Origin of the sequence: Paenibacillus tyrphae, from assembly GCF_000722545.1 — a bacterium.
Lineage (GTDB): Bacteria > Bacillota > Bacilli > Paenibacillales > NBRC-103111 > Paenibacillus_G > Paenibacillus_G tyrfis.
Genome location: NZ_JNVM01000004.1, coordinates 160,573 through 180,372, shown reverse-complemented (window position 1 = coordinate 180,372; position 19,800 = coordinate 160,573). Strand labels below are relative to the sequence as shown.

Annotated in this window: 19 protein-coding genes and 1 pseudogene; 3 read left to right on the top strand and 17 right to left on the bottom strand. The window is 56.3% G+C overall.

Going from position 1 to position 19,800, the window contains the following annotated elements; all coding sequences use genetic code 11:
• Positions 1-28: 28 nt before the first annotated feature.
• From ET33_RS04240 to ET33_RS04210, 7 genes are all read right to left on the bottom strand, one after another.
• Positions 29-943 carry a proline dehydrogenase family protein gene (locus tag ET33_RS04240; RefSeq protein WP_036676935.1) on the bottom strand — a complete coding sequence of 305 codons (915 nt, stop codon included), beginning with the start codon at positions 941-943 and terminating at the stop codon, positions 29-31.
• Between the two features lie 132 nt (positions 944-1,075).
• Complete coding sequence (locus ET33_RS04235; protein ID WP_051775103.1) at positions 1,076-1,387, bottom strand: EamA family transporter; 312 nt, start codon at positions 1,385-1,387, stop codon at positions 1,076-1,078.
• A gap of 11 nt (positions 1,388-1,398) precedes the next feature.
• Positions 1,399-2,121, bottom strand: coding sequence for an ABC transporter ATP-binding protein (locus ET33_RS04230; protein WP_036676931.1), 723 nt, complete (start codon positions 2,119-2,121; stop codon positions 1,399-1,401).
• Complete coding sequence (locus ET33_RS04225) at positions 2,118-2,897, bottom strand: ABC transporter ATP-binding protein (protein ID WP_036676926.1); 780 nt, start codon at positions 2,895-2,897, stop codon at positions 2,118-2,120. The genes ET33_RS04230 and ET33_RS04225 overlap by 4 nt, the downstream gene beginning before the upstream one ends.
• 19 nt (positions 2,898-2,916) lie before the next feature.
• Positions 2,917-3,921 (bottom strand): branched-chain amino acid ABC transporter permease, encoded by a 1,005-nt coding sequence (locus ET33_RS04220; RefSeq protein ID WP_051775102.1) that lies wholly within the window; start codon positions 3,919-3,921, stop codon positions 2,917-2,919.
• 3 nt (positions 3,922-3,924) lie between these two features.
• Positions 3,925-4,839 (bottom strand): branched-chain amino acid ABC transporter permease, encoded by a 915-nt coding sequence (locus ET33_RS04215; protein ID WP_036676922.1) that lies wholly within the window; start codon positions 4,837-4,839, stop codon positions 3,925-3,927.
• A gap of 62 nt (positions 4,840-4,901) precedes the next feature.
• Positions 4,902-6,068, bottom strand: coding sequence for a branched-chain amino acid ABC transporter substrate-binding protein (locus tag ET33_RS04210; RefSeq protein ID WP_036676918.1), 1,167 nt, complete (start codon positions 6,066-6,068; stop codon positions 4,902-4,904).
• Between the two features lie 554 nt (positions 6,069-6,622).
• Here ET33_RS04210 and ET33_RS04205 point away from each other — a divergent pair.
• Complete coding sequence (locus tag ET33_RS04205; protein WP_036676913.1) at positions 6,623-8,365, top strand: sigma-54 interaction domain-containing protein; 1,743 nt, start codon at positions 6,623-6,625, stop codon at positions 8,363-8,365.
• A gap of 104 nt (positions 8,366-8,469) precedes the next feature.
• Here ET33_RS04205 and ET33_RS38330 read toward each other — a convergent pair.
• A pseudogene (locus tag ET33_RS38330) lies at positions 8,470-8,574 on the bottom strand (YggS family pyridoxal phosphate-dependent enzyme); the annotation flags it as partial.
• Positions 8,575-8,855: 281 nt separating this feature from the next.
• Here ET33_RS38330 and cysK point away from each other — a divergent pair.
• On the top strand, positions 8,856-9,794 hold the full coding sequence (gene cysK / locus ET33_RS04200; protein WP_036676910.1) for a cysteine synthase A: 939 nt from the start codon (positions 8,856-8,858) through the stop codon (positions 9,792-9,794).
• A 428-nt stretch (positions 9,795-10,222) separates the two neighbouring features.
• Here the strand turns inward: cysK and ET33_RS04195 are convergent, their stop codons facing one another.
• The gene (locus ET33_RS04195; RefSeq protein WP_036676905.1) at positions 10,223-10,648 is read right to left on the bottom strand and encodes a universal stress protein; all 426 of its coding nucleotides are present in this window, start codon (positions 10,646-10,648) and stop codon (positions 10,223-10,225) included.
• A gap of 254 nt (positions 10,649-10,902) precedes the next feature.
• On the opposite strand from ET33_RS04195, the gene ET33_RS04190 reads away from it, so the two are divergent.
• The gene (locus ET33_RS04190; protein ID WP_036676901.1) at positions 10,903-11,853 is read left to right on the top strand and encodes an MBL fold metallo-hydrolase; all 951 of its coding nucleotides are present in this window, start codon (positions 10,903-10,905) and stop codon (positions 11,851-11,853) included.
• Between the two features lie 485 nt (positions 11,854-12,338).
• Here ET33_RS04190 and ET33_RS04185 read toward each other — a convergent pair whose 3' ends face one another.
• The 8 genes from ET33_RS04185 to ET33_RS04155 form a co-directional block, all read right to left on the bottom strand.
• Positions 12,339-13,514 (bottom strand): hypothetical protein, encoded by a 1,176-nt coding sequence (locus tag ET33_RS04185; RefSeq protein ID WP_036676897.1) that lies wholly within the window; start codon positions 13,512-13,514, stop codon positions 12,339-12,341.
• Between the two features lie 73 nt (positions 13,515-13,587).
• Positions 13,588-13,989, bottom strand: a complete 402-nt coding sequence (locus tag ET33_RS37215) for a metallophosphoesterase family protein (protein ID WP_051775101.1) — start codon at positions 13,987-13,989, stop codon at positions 13,588-13,590.
• An 8-nt stretch (positions 13,990-13,997) separates the two neighbouring features.
• Positions 13,998-14,411: a metallophosphoesterase gene (locus ET33_RS37210; RefSeq protein ID WP_051775100.1), complete on the bottom strand. Its 414-nt coding sequence runs from the start codon at positions 14,409-14,411 to the stop codon at positions 13,998-14,000.
• A 19-nt stretch (positions 14,412-14,430) separates the two neighbouring features.
• On the bottom strand, positions 14,431-15,396 hold the full coding sequence (locus ET33_RS04175) for an ABC transporter ATP-binding protein (protein ID WP_036676894.1): 966 nt from the start codon (positions 15,394-15,396) through the stop codon (positions 14,431-14,433).
• Positions 15,383-16,405: an ABC transporter ATP-binding protein gene (locus tag ET33_RS04170; protein WP_036676890.1), complete on the bottom strand. Its 1,023-nt coding sequence runs from the start codon at positions 16,403-16,405 to the stop codon at positions 15,383-15,385. The genes ET33_RS04175 and ET33_RS04170 overlap by 14 nt, the downstream gene beginning before the upstream one ends.
• A gap of 14 nt (positions 16,406-16,419) precedes the next feature.
• Positions 16,420-17,229 (bottom strand): ABC transporter permease, encoded by an 810-nt coding sequence (locus ET33_RS04165; protein ID WP_036676885.1) that lies wholly within the window; start codon positions 17,227-17,229, stop codon positions 16,420-16,422.
• A gap of 8 nt (positions 17,230-17,237) precedes the next feature.
• Positions 17,238-18,185, bottom strand: a complete 948-nt coding sequence (locus ET33_RS04160) for an ABC transporter permease (protein WP_036676880.1) — start codon at positions 18,183-18,185, stop codon at positions 17,238-17,240.
• Positions 18,186-18,200: 15 nt separating this feature from the next.
• A complete protein-coding gene (locus tag ET33_RS04155; protein ID WP_036676877.1) occupies positions 18,201-19,778 on the bottom strand; it encodes an ABC transporter substrate-binding protein in 1,578 nt (525 codons plus the stop codon).
• Between the last annotated feature and the right edge of the window lie 22 nt (positions 19,779-19,800).

Here is a 19,800-nt window from a genome sequence, read left to right as displayed (position 1 = left end):
TTAGTCCCCTCTCAATAATATCAATGGATTATTTAAACATATTTTTCAGCACAAACCATACATTCGCCGGACGTTCCGCCAGCCGCCGCATGAAGTAACCGAACCAATCGATGCCGTACGGAACGTAGACGCGCACCTTGTAGCCTTCGGCAACCAGCCGGTTTTGCAGCTCCTCGCAAATACCGTAGAGCATCTGGAACTCGAAGCGGTCGTTCGGGATGCCGTGCTCTTTGACCAGCTGCTTGGTAAACGTGATCATGTTCTCGTCATGGCTGGCAACCGCCGTATAGTTTCCGTTCAGCAGGTGCATCTTGATGATCTTCTTGTAATTTTCATCAACGTCTTTCTTTTCCGGGAAGGCTACCTTCGGAGACTCCTTATAGGCTCCCTTCACCAGGCGCAGATTGGCCCGCAGCTCGTTCAAATCCTTAATATCCTGCTCCGTGCGGAACAAGTACGCCTGAATGACGATGCCGACATTGTCGTAGGTCTGACGAAGCTCGCGGTAAATATCGAGCGACACTTGGCAGTGGGCGTAATCCTCCATATCGATGCGCACGAAATTACCATATTCCTTGGCTCTGTCCAAAATTCTGCGCATATTGCTCATGCACAGCTCTTTGTCGATATCCAGTCCAAGCGAAGTCATCTTTAGAGAAAGATTGGATTGAACGCCCGATTCCGCGATCGCATCTAACGTGCGCAGACACATTTCGGTCGATTCCATGGCCTCGGCCTCGGTGGAAATAAATTCGCCCAAATGGTCCAACGTGACGACCCGGCCGGACTGATTCAGCTTGCGAACCACTTCGATCGAATGCCCGATCGTTTCACCTGCTACGAAGCGAGCCGCGCCGAAGCGCAATCCGTATCTTTTCGCCAATTGATTCGCGGAGCGGTTCTTTCCTATCGCTTGAAACATATTCCGCATGAGCACTTCCATGGACACCGAATCCTCCTTCTAAAACCATCCATTGTTGCCGTATGAAAGCGTTGTCTGTATTTACACTATACAATCAAAAGACGAAATTGTACACATATTTTACAATAATTTTGTTTATTTTAATTAACTTGTCTATTTTTGAACACTTTTGGGCTTGATTCGAAAATAAATCCCTACGCCAAGCATGGTTAAAAGCCCCCCGGCCGCCTGAAGCCAGGTAGGCTGTTCGTTTAATAACAGATAAGCCAAAATGATCGCCAATACCGGTTCCCCGATGACCGCCATGGACACCGTCGTCGCGTTTACATAGGCTATGAACAGCATCTGCCCCATCACGGCAGGGATCAGCGCCAGCAGCACGAAAATGCCCCAGTCCGTTGGCATATACTCCGTAAGTGTATAATGATTGAACACATTAAACACAAATAACAGCAATGCGGCCATGATACGAGCCGTCAATGAACCCCGAGGTAAGCCTTGACCACGTTATCGTCCGCAAGCAGGTTGCCGGCGCTGTCTTCCATCGTAATGGAGCCCGTTTCCAGCACGTAGCCGCGATGCGCCAATTTGAGCGCCGCCTTCGCGTTCTGCTCAACCAGCAAAATCGTCGTGCCCCGCTGTTGATTGATCTGTTTGATGATCTTCATAATATCGATGACGACGATCGGGGCAAGCCCCATGGAAGGCTCGTCCAGCATCAGCAGCTTGGGCTCCGACATGAGTGCCCGGCCGGTGGCCAGCATCTGCTGCTCCCCGCCGCTTAACGTTCCCGCCATTTGCTTGCGGCGCTCGGCCAGCCGGGGAAACATTTGAAAGACCATGTCCAGATTTTGCGCCAGCTTCGCCTTGTCCCTCTTCTTGATGAAAAAGCCAAGCTCCAGGTTTTCCGTCACCGCGAGGCCTCCGAACACCCTCCGCCCCTCCGGCACGTGCACGACGCCCATTTCCACGATCGTATGAGGCTCTTTTTTCGTCAGGTCTTCGCCCATAAGCGCGATGCTGCCTTGAGCCGGACGGATCAGCCCGGATATCGTTTTCAGAATCGTGCTTTTGCCGGCGCCGTTGGCCCCGAGCAGCGCGACGATTTCACCTTGCTTCACCGTAAAATCGACACCGCGGACCGACTGAATTTTGCCGTAAAAGGTTTCCATGCGCTTCACTTCGAGAAGGGTGCTCATCCTGCCTCATCCTCCTCTTCTTTGCCCAGATACGCTTCGATCACCCGGGGATCGTTCAGCACGTCCAGCGGCGTGCCTTCCGCTAGCTTTTGCCCGTAATTCAGCACCATAATGTGATCGGACACTTTATTGATCAGTCCCATATCGTGCTCGATCAGGACGACGGGAATGCGGTAAGTCTCGCGAATTCGACCGATCAGACCGATCAAATCCCGCTTTTCACTGAAATTGAAGCCCGCCGCCGGCTCGTCCAGAAAAAGAATTTTCGGCTGGATCGCCAAGGCGCGCGCAATTTCCAGATAGCGCTGGGCGCCATAAGGCAGGTTCTTGGCCAACCTGTCGGTGTACGTTTCAATCCCGACAAAACGAATGCACTCCTCCGCCACCTGCCGAATCCAGGCTTCCTCCTTGCGGTGACCGGGTGTGCGCAGCAGCGCTCCCAGCAGCCCTTGCTTCGTTCTGGAGTGCATACCGGCCATCACGTTCTCCAGCACGGTCAGGTTCGGAAATACGCGCAGGTTCTGAAAGGTGCGGGCCATGCCCATCGACGTAATCCGGCTCGGCTTCTTCCCGACGATATTCACACCGTCGAATAAAATTTCGCCGCGTGTCGGCCGGTAAAAGCCCGTAATCATATTAAACAAGGATGTTTTCCCGGCCCCGTTCGGCCCGATGACGCTCATCACGGCATTGTCCGGAATGTAAAAGCTCAAGTTGTTCACGGCCGTCAATCCGCCGAATTGGAGATGCAGATTGGAGATTCGCATGTTCGCCATTTAGATCACCTCGGATTGCTTATTCTTTCCCCCGGCTCTCAGGAACGAGCCCTTGCGGGCGGAAAATCATCAGGATCACCAGCGCGACCCCGAAAACAAGGAAGCGGTAGCGTTCGATATCGACATCCAAATGAATGAGCTTATTCAGATCCCGAAGCGACTCGGGAAGTACAATGACGATGATCGCGCCGATCACGACGCCGGAAATCCGGCCCAGACCGCCCAAGACCACGGCCAGCAAAATCATGACCGACTGCATGAAGTTGAAGCTTTCGGGCGCGATCGCCGTCATTTTGACCGCAAACACCGCACCGGCCAAGCCACCGAAAAAAGCTCCCACCGAATAAGCGGCCAGCTTGCTGCGGACCCGGTTAATGCCCATCGCTTCCGCCGCATCCTCATCCTCCCGGATGTAAGCCCAGGAGCGCCCGATTCTCGATTGCCCGAGCCGCTTGGAAGCCACGATCGTAACGACCGCTAAAATCAGTATCGCCCAATAGCAATACGTCAGGTTGTTGATCGTAACGCCCATGAAGGTCGTTGGAGTGGGAAACGGGCTCAGGATGCCGTAAATGCCGGACGCTCCGCCGGTAAATTCGAGATTTTTGGCCGATATTTTGACAATTTCGCCGAAACCCAATGTGACGATCGCCAGATAGTCGCTGCGCAGCCGGAGGGTCGGCGCCCCAATAATGAGGCCGGCCACGGCGGCGAATATTCCGCTAAGCACAAGAGCCAGGAAAAAGTTCATTTGAAACTGCGTCATGAAAATGCCCGTCGTATAAGCGCCGACCGCGAAAAACGCGGAATACCCGAGGTCGAGCAGCCCGGCGTAGCCGACAACGACATTCAGTCCAAGCCCCAGAACGATATAGAACACGGCAAGAAAGCCGACATCCAGCCAATAAGGCCCGGCGAAGAAAGGGAAAAACGCGGCCAGCACCATCAGCGCCGCGAGCGCCGAAGATTTGGCATTCATTTTTGGGCGGTTTAAAACAACGGTTTGCTTCGTCGCATTTTCCATAGGCTACATCCTCTCCGTCACTTTTTGGCCTAAAATGCCCGTCGGTTTGACCACTAGCAAGGCGATGAGAATGAAGAACGCAAAAACATCCTTCCATTCGCCGCCGAATTGATACGTGCCGATCGTCTCCAGCACGCCCAGCGTCAAGCCGCCGAGCATCGCCCCGCGAATGCTGCCGATTCCGCCGATGACGGCGGCCGTAAAGGCCTTCATGCCAAAAATAAAGCCCATCGTAAACGTAAGGCTGCCGTAATAGCTCGCATTCATCATGCCGGCGGCGGCGGCCAGAAAAGAGCCGACGAAGAACGTCAACGAAATCACTTTCGTCACGTTGATACCGACCAGACTGCTGGCCGTCGGATCGATCGCAATCGCCCGCATCGCCTTGCCGTAAATCGTCCGGTGGACGAACAGCTGCAAAGCGAACATTAATAATGCCGAGACGGCGATGATTCCGATCTGGGCATACGTAATTTTGGCGCCGAGCAGCGAGAACCCGGTCGTCGGCAGCGTCACGGGCATAATATACGGCTTGGCGCCATAAGCTGCCATAATCGTATTTTCAAGCACCAGCGACATGCCTACCGCAGTAATCAATATCGACAAACGGGGAGCCTTCAGCAGCGGCCTGTAGGCGATCCGCTCGATTCCCATCCCCAAAAATCCGGTGATGATCATCGCGATGACAAAAGCCAATCCCATCCCCAGCAAACTTTCCCCCGTGCCGGTAAGCTTGGCCAATACCGTGTAGCCGACGAAAGCGCCAACCATGAACAAATCGCCATGGGCAAAATTAAGCAGCTTGATGATGCCGTATACCATCGAATAACCGAGCGCAATTAAGGCATAAAAGGAGCCTACGATCAAAGCGTTAATCAACTGCTGCACAAAAATGTCGGTGGTAAGCTGAAATTCCATCGGACCGCTCCTTTTTGAAAAAAATACACGGCACGCTCCTCACATGCCGCGCGTTCGAGTACTTACTTCGAAGGAGCAAATGTGCCTCCTTTGACTTGCAGTACGACAAAGTTGGATTTCTTCAGCGTGCCCTGCGGGCCGAAGGAAACTTGTCCGGTGAGCGTTTTTAAATCGGATTTGGCCAACGCTTCGGTAATCGCCTTCTTGTCGGCGGAGCCTGCGCGCGTAATGGCATCGGCCAGAACCTTAATGCCGTCATATTGAAGAGCAGAGTAAGGACCCGGCTCCTGCGAATACTTTTTCTTATAGCCGTCGATGAATTTCTTGGCATCCGGCAGGAATTCCGCCGTCGGACTGTTGGTGATGAACGTGCCTTCTGCCGCATCTTTACCGGCAATGTCGATCAGCATCTTGTCGTTCGCTCCGTCGCCGACTCCGATGATGCCGGAAACGCCTTGCTGCTTGAACTGCTTAATGAACAGGCCGCCGCCCTTGTAGTACGCCGTCCAGTACGTCGCGTCCGGCTGTGCTTGCTTCAGCTTGGACACCAGCGAGGAGAAGTCGGTTTCGTCCGGGTTCACGGCGTCGAATACGACGACTTTCGAACCGGCGCTCTCCACCTGCTTCTTCGTCACTTCCGCCAAGTCTTTGGCAAAAGCGGAGTTATCGTGAATAATCGCAACTTTTTTCGCTTGTTTTTGTTTGACCATATATTCCGTCGCCATCTGCGCCTGGTGCAGCCCGGTGCCGTTGATCATAAAAATTTCCGGAAATTTCTGATCGGCGATTTTTTGCGAGTTGGCCGCCGTAATGACCGTCGGGATACCGTTTTGATGGAATACGCCGGTGGCCGGGATCGCGGCGCCGGAGCAATAGCTGCCGACGACGGCAGTTACGCCTTCGGAGACGAGCTTGTTGGCGGCAGCCGTAGCGGTCTGCGGATCGCAGGCATCATCTTGGGCAACAAGCTTGATTTTGCTGCCGTTAATCCCGCCGGCGGCGTTGATCTCCTCGGCCGCCAGTTCCGCCGCCTGCTTCATGTCCTGGCCCATTTTGGCCTCGTTGCCGCTTAGCGCGGACATCATCCCGATTTTAATTTCCTTGCCCGAGGCCGATCCTTCCGCCGAACCTGTCACAGGCTTCGCTCCGTCGGGATTCCCTCCACAAGCCGTAATCGCTAACATGCTTAACATAACCGCACCGATTCCAATTGCCGTTTGCTTTTTCATCCTGTCAGACGACCTCCCGAATTTATAATTTTATAAAGCGACAAAGTAATCGCTTTCACAGACCTTTTGTATGGGATTCTCAGCAAGCCTTCGTTACCGCCATATAGCAAAGCGTCGCAATGTTAAAGCGAATGGATATATCAATTATGAACAACAAAGCATGAATGCCTTGATGAACAGCATGGTGTCGGAGAGAAGTAGGGTTCAATCGATGGAGTGTAGTGGACTGCTTGCGATGAAGTTTCAAATCAGATGCATGGTGTGTAGTTAAAGCTTGCAGGGATTCTTTTATGAGACGGCACAGTTCTGCAAAATCGCTTTATTTCTCTCTTAATTTCCCTTAATTATCATTTTTTTCATCTTTTATGCATCAAATTATACATACTTATCTCAAACTTGTACATACTATTGACAAAAAAACTTTTATTATTCATCATTTATGTCCAAAAATGAACATGTTTTGCATCATAAATAATCCAAAAGACCGCTTGCATTCAGTTGTAACCCGTTCTCTTTCATGTTAATTTAATTATAAAACTCATGCGAGGCCGCCTATGTTCAATGCTGAACAATTACCTATTCATCGACAACTGCATATGCTTCCTCTTCATTCGACAATCGACGAAATTTCGACATGCCTGCGGCAGGACGCCGCCGTCTGCATCCTGAAGGATCACGGCGCTTACTTGTTTACCGCCGGGGACCTTTGGCTTTTCGAGCACGGGCACGACAAAACGGTCGACGAATTGCCCGGCAGCCCGAATCTGCTGTCAGCCGTTCTCCCCTATTCGGAGGCTGCCGCCGGAAACTATGAAAGCTTCTTACGGCTGCCTGCCGCGACCCAGCGGCCTGTCGTTTTCCGGGAAGCGGACGGAACCGTGGTCGGCTACAGCTATATGGCCGAGCTGCTGACTTTTGTATATAAAGAACAGCAGCGGCTTGCCTCCTACTTCTTCACGCTGGCCGAAACGGTAACCGATGCGGTCACGGTCGTCGACCAAACCGGCACGGTGATCTGCTGGAATACCGTCGCCGAAGAGACGTACGGCATCGCCAAGAAAGATATATTGGGAAGACGCATCGGCGAGCATTTCCAGCCGGAAGCGCTTATGGTGCTCCGAATGCTGGATGAAGGCCGGATGATCCGGAATACGTATCACCGTCCGCGTCCCGGCAATCACGTGCTCGTTAACGCTTCTCCCGTTGTGGATTATAACGGCCATATTATCGGCGGGATTGCCACGGAGCAGGACATCACCCAATTGGTCCGTCTGAACGACGAGCTTTCTTCGACCCATATGGCGCGCTTCGATGAACAGTCGAGCCAAGAAGACCCCTTTTCCTTCATCAAGGGCAAAGGCGAATTAATCGGCAATGCGATCCGGCTGGCGCGAAAAGTGGCTGGGGCCGAAAATCCTTTGCTCGTCATCGGGGAATCCGGGGTGGGCAAGGAACAGCTCGCCCAAGTAATCCATCAAGCCAGTACGCGGGCCGAAAATCCGTTCATGACGCTGCATTGCGGTTCCGTTCCCGCCGGATTGCTGGAAACAGAGCTTTTCGGCTTTCAGGGGGGCGCCTTCTCGGGGAATCCGACCGGCAGCGCCGGTAAATTGGAATTGGCCGATCAAGGCACGCTGTTTCTGAACGAGATCGACCGGCTGCCGCTCGATATTCAAGCGAAGCTATCGCAGTATATTCAGACGCAAACGATCGTCCGGACAGGCGGGACAACGCCGATTCCGGTGCACGCCCGCATCATCGCGGCGACTGATCAGGATCTCCAGAAGATGGTCGAAAAGCAGCTGTTCCGGTCCGATTTATATTACGCGCTGAATGGCATTTCCATCGCGCTGCCTGCGCTTCGCGAGCGAAAGGAAGACATCCCTTCACTGGTTCAAACATTCGTCAGACAATTCGCGCTGCAGTATCAAAAGCCCGTTCCGCAGCTTGATCCCGAAGTTATGCTCGCGTTCTCCAATTACGATTGGCCGGGGAATATTAACGAGCTGATGAGCGTTGTGGAGCGATGCCTGATTCTCAGCGAAAACGAACGCATTACGATGACCGATCTCCCCCCGCATTTGCAAAAAGAGCAGCCGCAGTTGGACAAGCCCAAAGCGGAGCAGCCCGACCAGCAATTGAGAATCTTGAAAACGCGGAATACCGAAGAAGAAGAAAAATCGTTAATCGAAGACGCCTTGGCCAAGACGCTCGGCAACAAGAGCGCCGCAGCCAAGCTGCTAGGTATTTCCCGGGGAACCCTATACAACAAAATGAAGGAGCTTCATTTGGGATAACCCAACGCGCTGAAAAATATAGCGGTAACTCCGAGGGCGTGACGATGCTGGTGCCCTGCGGGGTTGCCGCTTTTGCTGTTTTTGCCGCTTTTGCCGTTTTTGCGTCAGGCTTGGTCTTCCTGCTTGCACAGAACGGAGCCAAGCCTGAGCCAGGTAGCGCCTTCTTCAATCGCGACTTCAAAATCGCCGGACATGCCCATCGACAAGTGCCGGACCCGTACCCAAGCGCCCCCGCTGGTCGATCATGAAGATTCCCTTTCTTTCTCTCTGGATGGTATACTTACGGAGTCCAGTATAAGCTCGCCTTGTTTATCGTTCAATTCAATTATTCGTATCATAATCATAGTTTGAACCTATCGTTTATTCGTCTTTGTATGCTGCAGCAGCCTTGGCCATCCGGGCGTCGTTTGACCTCGCGATCGTTGTTGCAGTATTATGATATATTGGAATTAAAAGAATAGGGTTAATCGGAATGAATGGAGGAATACAGATGAGCCGTATCGCGAAAAACTTAACGGATCTGATCGGGAATACCCCTTTGCTAGAACTGTCCAATTATCATAAAAAACAAGAATTAAAAGCAACGCTGTTGGCCAAGCTGGAATTTTTTAACCCTGCCGGGAGCGTCAAAGACCGGATCGGCTACGCCATGATCATCGACGCGGAAGAGCGGGGTCTCATTCGTCCGCAGGAGTCCGTCATCATCGAGCCGACAAGCGGCAATACCGGTATCGCCCTTGCTTCCGTAGCAGCTGCACGGGGCTATAAGCTGATCCTGACCATGCCGGATACGATGAGCCGGGAACGGATCAATCTGCTGAAGGCGTTCGGCGCGGAGGTCGTGCTGACGCCAGGCGGCGAAGGGATGCTGGGCGCGATCCGCAAAGCGGACGAGTTGGCGGCGGAAACGCCGCATTCGTTCATCCCCCAGCAGTTTAATAACCCGGCCAATCCGGCGATCCACCGGAAGACGACGGCGGAAGAAATATGGGCGGATACTGACGGCAAAGTCGATATTTTTGTCGCAGGCGTCGGGACCGGCGGAACGGTAACGGGGGTCGGCGAAGTGCTGAAGCGCCACAATCCGGCTGTACGCATCGTTGCGGTGGAGCCGCACGATTCGCCTGTGCTGTCCGGCGGCAAGCCGGGGCCTAACCGCATCCAGGGGCTCGGTGCGGGCTTCGTGCCGGAAGTGTTCGACCGGTCCGTCATCGACGAGATCGTCAAAGTGCGCACGGACGACGCTTACCGAACCTCCAGGCTGCTGGGGCAGCAGGAAGGATTGCTGGTCGGCATGTCGTCGGGCGCCGCGGCCTTTGCCGCTACGGAGCTGGCGATTCGACCCGAGAATGAGGGGAAAACGATCGTCGTGCTGCTGCCGGATTCGGGCGAGCGCTACTTGTCGACCGACTTGTTTCAGGAAGAATAGCGAGTGAGCGAAATGCGCGGCACCGAGGGCGGAGCTGCGCAATTTAAAAAGGACGTACGCGGAACGATCGCCCAAGGCGATTGCGGTTCTGGCGCACGTCCTTTTTATTTACCGTTTTTTCACAACCGCTCCGAGAACGAAGGCGGTCTCCCCACAACCGGGGCAGCGGTCGATGAACGGCGTCGTATCCGCGATGGCCATCCTGGCCTCCCCGTCCCCAGCCGACGGTCTGCCGCCAGCTTCCCGGCCTCCTACCCCTGAATAAAAAAAGAGACCTGACAGCCCAAAAATCTCAGGCTTCGGTCTCCGGTGATCCGATAGATGCGAAACAATTCCGATAAATTTGATATGAGCACGGCGTATCTGCATGATCTCGGTCGGTCAACCGCTTTATTTCAAAAACTGCCGGCCATGAACGCGCTTCGAACCTATTTTATGACAAGGACGGGAATCCGGGCGTGCTGCACGACATGATGGCTCACGCTTCCGAGCACCCATTCGTTGAGGCCGGACAAGCCCCGGCTTCCGATCACGATAAGATCCGCACCGATCTCCCCTGCATAATCCAGCACGGAGTCCGCAGGCTGACCTTGCCGCAAGCTGGCTTTTGCGTCCGGAAGCCCGGCGATTTCGCGGTTCGCTTGGTCGATGAGAGACTGCGCATGCTGTATGTACTCTTCTTCATAGCTTCGCGGAGGAGATACGACCGCTTCGCCGATGACGACAACGGGATGATGCAGCACATGAATGACGTCAAGCTTGGCGTTCGACTCTCCCGCCAGTTCTTTCGCTTTGGCCAAGGCTCTTTGAGACAGTTCGGAACCGTCGTACGCAACCAATATTCTTGTAAACATGGTAACCATCCTTTCGGAAATCAATAGCAGGCAACATAACAAGTATAGCACACCTGACGGACAAATAAACGAAAGCTTGTCCAGGCGCTGTCATCGGTATGACAGCAGCGCCGAAAGCCAGCCTGACAGAAAGCCCCCTTTTATTCCGACTATTCCAAAATGATTTGTATGGTAAGCTCGTGCCTCATGCTCTATAATAGATTTACGACAGGAAGCCAGGCTCGCATTTCACACACGGGAAGGGGCTTTTTCGATTGACAGACCTCGCCAAGCACATTCAAGGGCAGGAAAAACTCGTGCCCGATTTTCATGAGCATTTAAAAGTCATTTTACTCGGGACCGGATCGCCGCGGGCGGTCTACGGGGTCGCCAAACCGGGGGTGGCCGTGCTCGCCGGCAGCAAAGTATTTCTCGTCGATTGCGGAGCCGGAACCGTCGGCCAACTGCTTCTGGCCGGCATCATGCCCCAGCGCATTTCGGACGTGCTGTTCACGCATCACCACAGCGATCATAACTCCGGATTTTTCGACGTGTTCATCAGCAGTTGGAGAACGCATGTCGTCCCGGGCGCCGTCTACGAGAACCGCACGGTGCCGATGCAGGTGTACGGCCCGGAAACGACCCGGGACATTATCGGAAAAATGGAAGCATCGTTCGCCTTCGACGTCGATCTGCGAATCAATTACAACAAATCCGACTTGGGCGGTTCGAGAATCGAGTATCACGAGTGCAACGAAGGCGTCGTATACGATCGGGACGGCATCCGGATTACGGCCTTTGAGGTCGACCATCGTCCGGTATACCCGGCTGTCGCCTACAAATTCGAATACAACGGGCAAGCGGCCGTCATCTCGGGAGATACGCTTCCGGTAGACAATATGGTTCGTTACGCCCAAGGAGCCGACCTGCTCGTTCACGAGGCTTACAACAAGGAGTGGCTCGACGCTCTGATCGCCATGTATCCGGAGCAGGCGACAGGCCTCGGCAATCCGGCGAAATACCATACGACGACGCTGCAAGCGGCCGAAATTGCCCGACAGGCAAACGTCAAGCATCTGCTGCTCACCCACCATATTCCGGCCCCGGCCAAAACGCCGGAAGCGGAAGCCGCATATATCCGGGGCATGAGCGAGATTTATGCCGGACCAATTACGGTGGGCCGAGATTTGATAGAAGTGGATTTGGGCGCTTCCGTTTCGTCTTAACTGTCGGACGTTCTTCCATCCGCCAACGCAAAAACGCCAACCGTTTAGCGGCTGGCGTTTTTCACAGTATAAAGCGATTCGAAAAATAGCGGAACACGGATGCGTTAATCCGTTCGAGCAGTCTGGTCCGAATCGATTAGCGGAACTCCAGGTGCGCTATCGGACCAAACTTAGATCGAACGTATGTTTTTCGACAAGGATAAAGCATCCTGCTTCCTCTATACACCGACGAGCACTCCAAACGCTCTGCTTAACGCATCGCAGTTCCTTTATTATCCCAGCTTAGGCTGAACAAGGCCGCGTGTCCCCGTCAGACCAACTGCCATGCAGCACCACTATGCCCCTCTCGGCGCTTGGCGGAGCTGCGTTCCAATGACAGCGCCAGTCTTTTGCACTCGGCGGTCAGTCTCCTAACCGCGTTTCTTCCGCGGCAACAGGTCGCATGTGACGACGCCGCACATCAGCGACGAACACGGCCGCTGGAATCAGCTTTCTTTTAACTTGCGCACTTCCTCGATGCTCGGATAAAAATCCGGGCTCGCGCTCAGCAGCCAGTTGCGGTGCTGCTTCGCCGTTTCGTCCTGCTCCGGCTCGCCGTACGGCCACTCTTCCCCGATGCCGACGGCATAGTCCTTCATCAGCATGAGCAGCGCGGCGCTCCATTGGCGCGTGCCGCTGATTGTCGGCACAAGCGGGTAATACTCGTCATGAGCGGCGCGAATGAGCGCATGCGACACTTCTTGCAGCAGCGGCGGAACCTCCGCCTCGTCCAGCTTCTCGACGATTTCGGGCGGCAGCTGGACCTCGTCCGTCGAAGCGTACTGCTCGTACACTTCCGGCGACACGAGCCCCTTCTCCTTGGCCGCCCACAGCTTCACGCGGTCCAGCGCGGGCTTGTAAACAGCCGGAACGGAAATGGTCAGCTCCGGCTTCGGGTTGTCCAAGTCGATGACGAACGACTCGTTGAACTTATACAGCTTTGCATTGCCGCGGACGCCAAGCCAGCGGAGCGCCAGCAGCGCGTGCGTCCGCACCTTCGGCTCGATGGCGACGTTCCGGCAGACGCGGCGCAGCAGCTTTTCGCTTCGCGTGTCGGGCAGCATACAGAGCAGGCGCACCGCCGAGAGCGCCGAGTCCTTATCCTCGAGCCACCACTGCAGCTGCTCGTAAATCGTATCGACCGGCGCTTCCAGCAGCCAGTCCAATTGGATCGGACGCGCCGCGTACTCTTCCAGCGTCAGCATGCCGCGGCTGTGCAGCGATTCCGCGCCGTACTTCACGACCAGATCCTCGTACGCCCGTTCCGCGTCCTCCGCAATTTCCGTGAACGCCAGCTGGTCCTTTTCGGGGATGCCGTTGAATTGCACGACCCGGCGCAGCCATTCGGCCAAAGCGCGCGGATTTTGCTGCCACATCATGAAGACGAAGGTCAGCAGGTCGCGGTCGAAATCCAGCCCCGGCTGCAAGGCGAAGCGGGCGAGCGTCGTGCGGATCTCCTCCTCCCTGCGCATCAGACTGAGCGAAAGAATAAGTCCGTTCCACGCATTTCCGTTGAATTCGTTTTCTTTTATAGCCCGATAAAAGCAAAAGGCGGCCGCTCCGTACGATTCCATCTGGAGATGATGGCGGCCATACCCGGTCAGTTCGTCGTTTCGACTCATGTTCTACCCCCGTGAAATATGGATATCCCCAATATACTGGGAAACGGGCGCAGACTCAAGTTTTTTTGCAAACTCAGCCGATCTCAATCGTCGTAAAAGCGTGCGGCAGCTCCCGCCCGACGTCGTCCGGATGCCGCCACTCCTCCCGGTCTCCCAGGCAGCCGCAGACGAATTCCGTCTTACCGAGGCGCGCCCGCTTCCGGTAATGCACGTGACCGAACACCGCGTATTGCACCGCGCCGCCGTAAGCTTCGATCAGCTCGCCGTACTGCCGGCTGCCGAGAAACGCGTTGAAGTAGTCCCACTGCGGGTGCGGCGTCGGGACGATAAAATGCTCGTGCGGCACGACATGCGTCACCAAAATGATCCGTTTGCTCTTGAAGCGTTCGAGCTGCCCTTGGAGGCGGCGGTAAAACAGCTCATGGACTTGAACCGGGTCGCGGTCCCACTTGGCGTACAGCTTGTCTTTCCACACCCTGCCGCCTATTCCATCCTCCCGTAATCGTCAACGGTAAAAGCCGGACTTCCGAACGAATAGTCGTACCAGCCGATATCGCAGATCACGATCCAATCGGGACCGAGCGGATACGGCGCGTTCGTCAGATTGCTGTCGTACCGCTGCAGCGCTTCGTACGCGTGCCAGGCGTTCTCCAGCGGATGACCGATATTCCAAATATCGTGGTTTCCCGGAACGAACAAGCACGGCTTGCCCGTCCGGTGCTCGATCTCCTGCAGCACGTCCAGCGTATACCGGTAATCGTTCGAAACGTCTCCGGCTACGATCAGCAGGTCCGTTTCCTGTTCCAGAGCGATCCGGCTGACCGCTTCCTGCACGGAAGTCTGGCCGTCGATATTGTTTTTGTCCACATGCAAATCCGATATAATTCCAATTCTCATGATCCGTCTCCTGATGTCGCTAAACCAGGTGACAGCTGACCTCATGCCCCCGCTCGACCGTGCGCAGCGAAGGCGCCGCCGTCCGGCATCGTTCTTCCGCATGCGGGCAGCGCGTATGAAACGCGCAGCCCTGCGGCGCCGATAGCGGACTCGGAAGCTCACCCTCCAGCACGATCCGCTCCCGTTTCCGCCCCCGATGCTCCGACGGAATCGCCGACAGCAAAGCCTGCGTGTAAGGATGAAGCGGCTGCTCGTAAATCCGGTCAACGTCCGACAGCTCGACGATCTTGCCCAGGTACATGACCGCCACCCGGTCGCTCATATAATGCACGACGTGAAGGTCGTGGGAAATGAATAAATAGGTAAGCGCGAGCCGCTGCTGCAAGTCTTTCAGCAAATTTAAAATTTGCGACTGCACGGAGACGTCCAGCGCGGAGACCGGCTCATCCAGGATCAAAAATTCCGGATTTAGCATCAGCCCCCGCGCAATGCCGACCCGCTGCCGCTGCCCGCCGCTCAGCTCATGCGGATAAGCCTGCTCGTACGGCTCGCCGAGCCCGATCGTCCGCAGCATCTCGCGCACCTGCCCCCGCCGCTCCCGGCGGCTGCCGATGCCGTGAATCCGAAGCGGCTCCTCAAGGAGCGCGGCAACCGGATGCCTCGGGTTCAGCGACGTGTACGGGTCTTGGAACACGTACTGAATCTGCTTGCGCAGCTCCTTCGCCGCGCCGCCGCGAAGCTCCCGGATGTCGGTCCCCTTGAACCGCATCACCCCCCCGGTCGGTGCAAGCAGCCGGGCCGCCAGCTGCCCGGTCGTCGATTTACCGCAGCCGCTCTCGCCGACAAGCCCGAGCGTCTCGCCTTTGCGGATCGACAGCGATACGCCGTCGACGGCGCGCAGCACCTGCCTGCGTCCCCATAAGCCGCCCTGGACGTAATGCTTCACGAACTGCTCGATTTCCACCAAAGGCTCAACCGGCGGCATGGGAAGCACCCCCTTCCGGCACGGCGAGCAGGCAGCGAACGGCATGCCGGCCGTTCAGGTCGGTCAGCCGCAGCGGCTCGGCCAGACAGCGGTCCGAGGCTTGCGGGCAGCGGGAATAAAACCGACAGCCGCCGCCCCGCTCGTGAAGCGCGGGAACGGTGCCGGGAATCGAATACAGCCGCTCTTTTTTCTTCGCCGGCGAAGGGATCGAATTCAGCAGCCCGATCGTATACGGATGGCGGGGCGCATCGAAAATGTCCTCCACCGGTCCTTCCTCCACGATTTGTCCCGCGTACATGACGGCAATCCGGTCGCACATGTCGGCAATGACGCCGAGATCGTGGGAAACGAGCATGATCGCCGTCCGTTCCTCGGCGCTGATCCGCTTCAGCAGCTCCAAGATTTGCGCTTGAATGGTCACATCGAGCGCCGTCGTCGGCTCGTCGGCGATCAGCAGCTGCGGACGGCACGAGAGCGCCATCGCAATCATGACCCGCTGGCGCATCCCACCGGAGAGCCGATGCGGGTACTCGGACAGCAGCGCCTCGGGGCGCGGCAGCCCGACGTTCCGCAGCAGGTCCACCGCCCGGACCTCGGCTTCCCGCCGCGTCAGCCCCAGATGCAGCCGCAGCATTTCCGTCAGCTGCTCGCCGACGGTCAAGGCGGGATTGAGCGACGTCATCGGATCCTGGAACACCATCGCGATTTCTTTGCCGCGCAGACGGCGCGTCTCTTCTGGACCGAGCCGGTGGACCGGTGCGGATTGATACCAGATTTCCCCTTGCCCGATGCGCATCGCACGGGGCAGCAGCCCGACGACGGACAAGGACAGCGCGCTTTTTCCGCAGCCTGATTCTCCGACAATCCCTATCACTTCGCCCGGATAAACAGCAAGCGAAATGCCGGTAAGCACCGGCAGCGCCGCATCCTTCCTACCAGAGGGAGTCAATTCTACATGCAGATCCCGAATGTCAAGCAAGGGCTTCTGCTCTAACAGTAAGTTCGGCATGCGCCATCTCCTTTCTAAGCCCGGCGGTCCCGCAAGTCCCGGATGCCGTCCCCGAGCAGATTGAAGCCGAGCACGGTGGCCGTAATTAACATGCCTGGGGCGAGCGTAAACCACGGGGCTTTGCCGATGTAGCTCTGGGATTCGTTCAGCATGCGCCCCCAGCTCGGGTCCGGCGGCTGGACGCCGAGACCAAGGTAGCTCAGCGCTGCTTCCACCAGAATCGCCGTGGAAAAGCTGAGCGAAGCCGTCACGATGACGGACGACAGCATGTTCGGCACAATGTGGCGGACGATCACGGATGCGTGTCCGGCCCCCATCCCCCGTGCCGCCTTGACGAATTCGGCTTCCTTGAGCTGGAGGAAGCCGCTACGGATCACGCGGGCGAACGACGGCACGGACAAGATGCCGATGGCGATCATCGTTTGAAACAAGCTCGGCTTGAAGATCGAAACGAAAATCAGCGCCAGCAAAATGCCCGGAAACGCCATCAGGGCGTCGACGAGGCGCATCAGCAGCTCGTCTGTCCATTGGCCCAAATAGCCGGCGAGTGATCCGATCAGGAACCCGCCGGCCAAACCGATAGCGACGGATACGGCGCCGACGGCGAACGCGGTCTGCGTCCCTTCCATCACCCGGCTCAGAATGTCCCGGCCGAACTGATCCGTGCCCAGCAGGTGCTCGGGCCCCGGAGCCTGCAGCCGCCCGGCGATATCCATCTCGTTGACGCCGTAAGGGACATACGCCAGGCTGACGAGCATAAGCAGCAGCAAGGAAGCGACGAGCGTCACGCCGAGCCATAACGTGATGCGGTTTCTTTTGTTCATGCGACCCTCTACTTTAAGCGAATTTTGGGGTCCAACCAGCGGTAGGACAGATCGACGAGAAAATTAATCGAGATGACGGCAAACGCAATCAGCACGACCATGCCTTGAATGAGCGGATAATCCCGGTTGCCGATCGCCGAAATGAGAAGCCGGCCCACCCCGGGGAGCGTGAATACCTGCTCGATCACCAGGCTCCCCGCGAGAATTTCGCCGAAATTCATGCCGACGACGGTAATGACCGGGATCAGCGCATTTTTCAGCACGTGCTTGTAATGGATCGTAAACTCCGTCAGTCCTTTGCTGTAAGCGGTCCGCACGTAATCGAGGCCGAGCTGCTCCAGCATCGTCGTCCGCAAATAACGCACCACGATGGCGATTTGCGGAATCGCGACGGCCACGGCGGGCAGCAGCAGCGACTTGAATGCAAGCCACGGGTCCTCCGACCAAGGGACGAAGCGACTCACGGACACCCATTTTAACGTCAGGCCGAACAGCAAAATGAGAACGATGCCCGACCAGAATGACGGCACGGCCAGCCCGAGTTGCGTCCCGATCGAGACGATCAGATCCGCCGCTTTTCCCCGCGCCCGCGCCGCTGCAATCCCTAGCGGGATCGAGACGACGACCGTCATCGCAAGCGACATTAGCGCCAGCGACAAGGTGACGGGGATGCGCCCGCCGATCAAGTCGAGCACCGGCGTGGCGAAGCGCAGCGACTCCCCGAAATCGAGCACCGCGACGCCCTTGAGCCAGCGCGCAAGCTGCTCGAACAGTGGCAGGTCCGCGCCCAGCTTGGCCTGCAGCGCCTCCACCTGCTCCGGGGTCGCTTCCGTCCCCAGGATCGCCAGCGCCGGATTGCCGGGAATGATCCGAAATGCGGAGAACGTCAGCAAAATGACAAATACGACGGTTAAAAGCAGCGTCATGATCCGGCGCGTCAAGTATATGTAGTCCATCGGCGCGCTCCCCTGCTACCGGGTCAAATAAACCGACGACATGTCCTGCACATACAACGGATACTGCTTATAGCCGGACAGCGTCTTCTTGAGCGCGACATTGAGGTTCGGGTCCATGATGTAGACGGCCGCAGCCTCTTTGGTCAGAATCGTCTGCGCCTGCTTGTACGCCTCCGCCCGCTTGTTCGGATCAAGCTCGGTCAATCCTTGCTTTAACGCTTTGTCGAATTCCGAGCTTTTGTAATTGAAGAAATTGTTTTTGGAATCCGATGCGTATTTGTTCAAAATGTCGTTCGGATCGAGCTTTCCGTCCAGCCCGATAATCGTCAGATCGTAGTCCCGGCCCTTGTACACGCGGTCCAGCCATACCGCCCACTCGACCGGCTCGATCTTCAGCTTGATACCGACTTTGCCGAGCTGCTGCGCGACCACCTGCGCCGTATCGACATGGAACTGGTAGTTGGACGGCACGGACAGCGTCGCGGAGAAACCGTCCTTGTAGCCGGCCTCGGCGAGGAGACTCTTCGCTTTCTCCGTGCTGTACTTGTACGTATCCTGCAGACCGTCCAAATAATATTGGGTCATGATCGGACTCATGTTCGAGCCGAGTTTCGTGCCTTTGCCAAGCGCGACGCCCTTGATGATCTCGTCCCGGTCGACCGCGTAGTTGATCGCCTGCCGCACCCGGATATCATTGAACGGCTTCCTCGCAATATTGTAAGTCATCAGCTGCACGAGGTTTTGCGGTGCGCTGACGGTTTGAAATTCGGGGCCGAGCCCGTCCAGCTTCTCTGTGCCGATGCGGGGGAAGATGTCCGCTTCACCCGACTTCAAGGCCGCAAGCGCCGCTTCCTGATCCGGGATGATGCGGAATTCGACCTTATCCAAGGACGGCACGTCTTTGACGTAATAGTCTTTGTTTCTCTCGATGACGAGGCGCTGTCCCGGCAAATATTCGACGAATTTGAACGGGCCGGTGCCGACCGGCTTTTTGTTGCTGTCCTGATAGCCCTTCGGAATGACGAATGCCGTCAGCGAGGTCAGGAACGACGCATTGTTTTCCTTGAGCTTGATCACGACCGTCGCCGCATCCGGCGCTTCGATCGACTGCACGCTGGCAAACGCGGGCGAAAGCGGCTTGCCCGTCTCTTTGCCGGCCAGCCGTTCGTAGGAATACTTGACGTCCTCCGCCGTCACCGCGTTTCCGTTGTGAAACTTGACGCCCTCCCGCAGCTTGAACGTGTAGGTCAGCCCGTCCGGCGCAATGTCGTAGGACTTGGCGATGGCCGGGTAAATCTCGCCTTTTTCGTTCGGCTTCAACAGACCTTCGTAGACATTGAACATCATTTCCGACGTGCCGGCGGCTACCGCCAGATGCGGGTCCAGATAGTCGGGGTCTTGAGGAACGATGACGACGATGCTGCCTCCGTTAACTTTTTCCCCAGCCCCGGCCGCCTTGGCCGGCTGCGCGGTTCCTCCGCCCGAACCCGCTGCAGGCTTACCGCTGCCGCCGCTGCATGCGGCTAGCAGAGCCACGATCGCCAAACCGGTAATGGCCGTATAAAGCTTTCTATTATTTCGCTGACGTTTCATTGTGCATGTCCCCCTGCTCGTT